At 40.1% G+C, this 4,452-nt stretch carries 5 protein-coding genes and 1 pseudogene; all 6 read left to right on the forward strand.

Annotation, left to right across the window (positions count from 1 at the left end; all coding sequences use genetic code 11):
* Positions 1–258 precede the first annotated feature (258 nt).
* Positions 259–672, forward strand: coding sequence for a nucleoside-diphosphate kinase (gene ndk, locus HSISS2_RS02825; RefSeq protein WP_042767182.1), 414 nt, complete (start codon positions 259–261; stop codon positions 670–672).
* Between the two features lies 1 nt (position 673).
* The gene (locus tag HSISS2_RS02830) at positions 674–967 is read left to right on the forward strand and encodes a rhodanese-like domain-containing protein (protein ID WP_021145289.1); all 294 of its coding nucleotides are present in this window, start codon (positions 674–676) and stop codon (positions 965–967) included.
* A gap of 216 nt (positions 968–1,183) precedes the next feature.
* Positions 1,184–1,948, forward strand: coding sequence for a (S)-acetoin forming diacetyl reductase (locus HSISS2_RS02835; protein ID WP_008534735.1), 765 nt, complete (start codon positions 1,184–1,186; stop codon positions 1,946–1,948).
* 97 nt (positions 1,949–2,045) lie between these two features.
* Positions 2,046–2,210 carry a hypothetical protein gene (locus HSISS2_RS11315; protein WP_008534734.1) on the forward strand — a complete coding sequence of 55 codons (165 nt, stop codon included), beginning with the start codon at positions 2,046–2,048 and terminating at the stop codon, positions 2,208–2,210.
* 120 nt (positions 2,211–2,330) lie between these two features.
* On the forward strand, positions 2,331–4,163 hold the full coding sequence (gene lepA / locus HSISS2_RS02840) for a translation elongation factor 4 (protein WP_002888464.1): 1,833 nt from the start codon (positions 2,331–2,333) through the stop codon (positions 4,161–4,163).
* Between the two features lie 101 nt (positions 4,164–4,264).
* Positions 4,265–4,452, forward strand: a pseudogene (locus HSISS2_RS10700) (hypothetical protein); the annotation flags it as partial.

Raw genomic sequence — 4,452 nt, forward strand, 5'->3', positions numbered from 1 at the left:
TCACGTATTCGTGACAAGAAAGAGCGTTATGAAAATTGCTGAGCGAGCTCTTAAAGATTTGCAAGCTTTTATTCAAGCTTAGAAATAACAAAATCCCTTACTGTATCGGTAAGGGATTTTGTAATTAGCAGCATAATCATGTTAATGAAAAATAGTTAATTTGTTACCTGTCATATAGTTAGAGACTATAAAAGGCCCAAGTCTGCAAAAAGTGGCATCCTGTGGTAAAATGAAAAGAAAATAATGAAAGTTGAAATCATGCAAAAAACATTATTTATCATTAAACCAGATGCTGTTAAACGTCACCTCGTTGGACAAGTCATTGACCGTATTGAGCGTCGTGGCTTTACTATTGAACGTATGGAAATGCTAACGCTTGACCTAGAGCGCCTTAAAAAGCATTATGCTCAGTTGGTAGATAAGTCATTCTTCTCTAGTATTACAAACTATATGATGAGTGGGCCAGCAATTATTGGGATTCTTTCGGGGCCAGGTGTTATCAAATCATGGCGTGATATGATGGGAGCGACAAATCCTGGTGAAGCTGCTCCTGGCACAATTCGAGGTGATTTTGCGACTGCACCCGATGAACATGGTATACAAAATATTGTTCATGGATCTGATTCAGAAGAATCTGCGGCTCGAGAAATCGAGCTTTGGTTTGGTGAATAACATGGATTTAAAGCAGATTCAAAATGATATAGCTCAAGGTGGATTGCTCATTGATGTTCGTAGTCCTGAAGAGTATTCAGAAGGTCATGTTAAGAATGCACTATTAATCCCCCACACACAAATCTTCTCTGCGAAGCTGCCAGAGGAAAAGCTAATGCCTATTTACCTTTATTGTAAAATGGGACCTCGGGCTGACTTTGCTGCAGCAGTGCTTCATGAGAGAGGTTATAGCAATGTTACCAACCTTGGTGGCTTGGACGACATGGAAGCACTAGGCTTTGAGTTCGTTTTATAATAGGACAAAATAACAGACATTCCTTATCTATTTTCAGAAAAGTATGACATTTGCTTGACAACGTTTTCATAAAAGCGTAGAATCTTATTTAAGTTAAGACAAAGCCTATGAAAATGACTTTGCCAGAACTTGACTAACTTTGCGTATCCCGATTGAGATAAGCTTTGTTGGATCTATCAACGAAGTTGGGTTTCAATTGGTAGAGGAGGATTTTATATGTCTAAAGTTGCTATTGTTACAGGTGCAGGTCAAGGTATTGGTTTTGCGATTGCAAAACGTTTAGTTGAAGATGGATTTAAAGTTGGAATTTTAGATTACAATGCTGAAACTGCTGATAAAGCGGTAGCTGAATTGTCAGCAGACAAAGCATTTGCGGTTGTAGCAGATGTCTCTAAACAAGCTGAGGTAGCAGCAGCCTTCCAAAAAGTTGTTGATCACTTTGGCGATTTGAACGTTGTTGTCAATAATGCCGGTGTCGCACCTACAACTCCACTTGATACAATCACTGAAGAACAATTCCATCGTACATTCAATATCAATGTAGGTGGTGTGATCTGGGGTGCCCAAGCTGCCCAAGCACAATTTAAAGCTCTTGGACATGGTGGTAAAATCATCAATGCGACTTCACAAGCTGGTGTCGTTGGTAACCCTAACTTGACTATCTATGGTGGTACTAAATTTGCAGTTCGTGGTATCACACAAACTTTGGCGCGTGATTTGGCTGATTCAGGTATTACTGTCAATGCCTACGCACCAGGTATTGTTAAGACACCAATGATGTTTGACATTGCCCACGAAGTTGGTAAAAATGCTGGTAAAGATGATGAATGGGGTATGCAAACATTCGCAAAAGATATCACTTTGAAACGTCTTTCTGAGCCTGAAGATGTGGCAGCTGCAGTAAGCTTCCTTGCTGGACCTGACTCAAACTACATTACAGGCCAAACAATCATCGTGGATGGTGGTATGCAATTCCATTAAGATTAAGAGGGAGAGCGGAAGTTCTCTTTTTTTCTTGAAGAATCATAATATTTCTGATAATATAAGGTTAAATAATTATGCTTAAAGGAGTCTTCCTATGTCAGACATTTTACACTATATTGCTGAGCACCCATTTTTCAGCCTCATTCTATTGGGAATTGTCGTGTTAGCCTTTGGTTTAGCACCATTTTCAAGCAGTTCAACAGAGAACAAACGTTCAGCTATTATTAATAAGCACTACAACGATACTTTTAAGAAGTAGGATGACTTAACCAGAATCAGAAAGCAGATATTAGAGATAGGCAAATGCCTGTCTTTTTGTATAATAGAAGGTAACGATTAGTTTATCTATAATCACAAGTAAGAACTAGGAAAGATAAGAATGCCAAATATTGAAGAATTAAAACAACGACAGGAGAAGATTCGTAACTTCTCGATTATTGCCCATATTGACCATGGTAAATCAACGCTTGCTGACCGTATCTTGGAAAAGACTGAGACAGTGTCTAGTCGTGAGATGCAGGCGCAACTCCTTGATAGTATGGACCTTGAGCGCGAACGAGGAATCACTATCAAACTTAATGCCATTGAGCTCAACTATACAGCTAAGGATGGAGAAACCTATATTTTCCACCTTATTGACACACCAGGACACGTGGACTTTACTTATGAGGTGTCTCGTTCTCTTGCTGCCTGTGAAGGTGCTATCCTTGTAGTAGATGCTGCTCAAGGGATTGAAGCACAGACACTCGCCAATGTTTACTTGGCACTTGATAATGACTTGGAAATTTTGCCGGTTATTAATAAGATTGACCTTCCAGCCGCAGATCCTGAACGTGTCCGTACAGAAATTGAAGATGTTATTGGTCTAGATGCCTCTGAAGCAGTGCTTGCATCAGCTAAAGCTGGTATCGGTATTGAGGAGATTCTTGAGCAAATCGTAGAAAAGGTTCCTGCGCCTCAAGGCGATGTAGATGCGCCTCTTCAAGCCCTTATCTTTGACTCTGTTTACGATGCTTACCGTGGGGTTATCCTCCAAGTGCGTGTGGTTAACGGAATGGTGAAACCTGGCGATAAGATTCAAATGATGTCTAATGGTAAGACCTTTGATGTTACTGAGGTGGGTATCTTCACACCTAAAGCTGTTGGCCGTGACTACCTTGCGACTGGTGATGTTGGTTATGTGGCAGCCTCAATCAAGACTGTTGCGGATACCCGTGTCGGTGATACAGTAACACTTGCGGACAATCCAGCGGCAGAGCCACTCCATGGCTATAAGCAAATGAATCCAATGGTCTTCGCCGGTCTTTATCCAATTGAGTCTAATAAATACAATGACTTGCGTGAAGCTCTTGAAAAGCTCCAGTTGAACGATGCCAGTCTTCAGTTTGAGCCTGAAACGTCTCAAGCCCTTGGTTTTGGTTTCCGTTGTGGTTTCTTGGGTCTTCTTCACATGGATGTTATCCAAGAGCGTTTGGAACGTGAGTTTAACATCGATCTCATTATGACAGCACCATCGGTAGTTTACCATGTTAATACTACTGACGGTGAGATGCTTGAAGTGTCTAACCCTTCTGAGTTCCCAGATCCTACACGTATTGATGCTATTGAAGAGCCTTATGTTAAAGCCCAAATCATGGTTCCTCAAGAATATGTTGGTGCTGTTATGGAATTGGCGCAACGTAAACGTGGTGATTTTGAAACCATGGAATATATCGATGATAATCGTGTGAACGTTATCTATCAGATTCCACTTGCTGAAATTGTCTTTGATTTCTTTGATAAATTAAAATCATCAACTCGTGGTTATGCAAGTTTCGATTATGAATTGTCAGAATACCGTCGCTCACAATTGGTGAAAATGGATATTCTCCTTAATGGTGACAAGGTCGATGCCCTTAGCTTCATCGTGCATAAGGAATTTGCCTACGAGCGTGGAAAACTTATTGTTGATAAACTTAAGAAAATCATTCCACGTCAACAATTCGAAGTGCCTATCCAAGCGGCTATCGGTCAAAAAATTGTTGCTCGTACTGATATTAAGGCCCTTCGTAAAAACGTTTTGGCGAAATGTTACGGTGGTGACGTTTCACGTAAACGTAAACTCCTCGAAAAACAAAAAGCCGGTAAGAAACGTATGAAAGCCATCGGTTCGGTTGAAGTCCCACAAGAAGCCTTCTTGTCTGTGCTTTCTATGGACGAAGAAGAGAAATAAGAGTAATAGTCAGAATGTGATGTTCTGGCTATTTTTGTAAAAAAGTTATGATAAAGAAGATTCTAAAATTTCCTTTCTCAAAGCGTGGAAGGATTTATACTGTGGCTATACTCATGCTTTTCTTTTTAGGAAATGCATATACAAAGCATAAATTTCATGAAAAAGCTGTAGAAGAGTTGCAGACGGCCCTAAAAGCAGATAAGGTAACTTCCAATGAGATTTTTGGTAGTCGTCAACAATATGTTGCCATTAGTCATGAAGAACCCACTTATTATAATTCTGAAGATAA

It is taken from the genome of Streptococcus sp. HSISS2 (genome assembly GCF_000448665.1).
Taxonomy (GTDB): domain Bacteria; phylum Bacillota; class Bacilli; order Lactobacillales; family Streptococcaceae; genus Streptococcus; species Streptococcus raffinosi.

Coding starts and splice junctions, on each gene's coding strand:
- ndk (WP_042767182.1), top strand. CDS start 259: ATGCAAAAAACATTATTTATCATTAAACCAGATGCTGTTAAACGTCAC.
- HSISS2_RS02830 (WP_021145289.1), top strand. CDS start 674: ATGGATTTAAAGCAGATTCAAAATGATATAGCTCAAGGTGGATTGCTC.
- HSISS2_RS02835 (WP_008534735.1), top strand. CDS start 1,184: ATGTCTAAAGTTGCTATTGTTACAGGTGCAGGTCAAGGTATTGGTTTT.
- HSISS2_RS11315 (WP_008534734.1), top strand. CDS start 2,046: ATGTCAGACATTTTACACTATATTGCTGAGCACCCATTTTTCAGCCTC.
- lepA (WP_002888464.1), top strand. CDS start 2,331: ATGCCAAATATTGAAGAATTAAAACAACGACAGGAGAAGATTCGTAAC.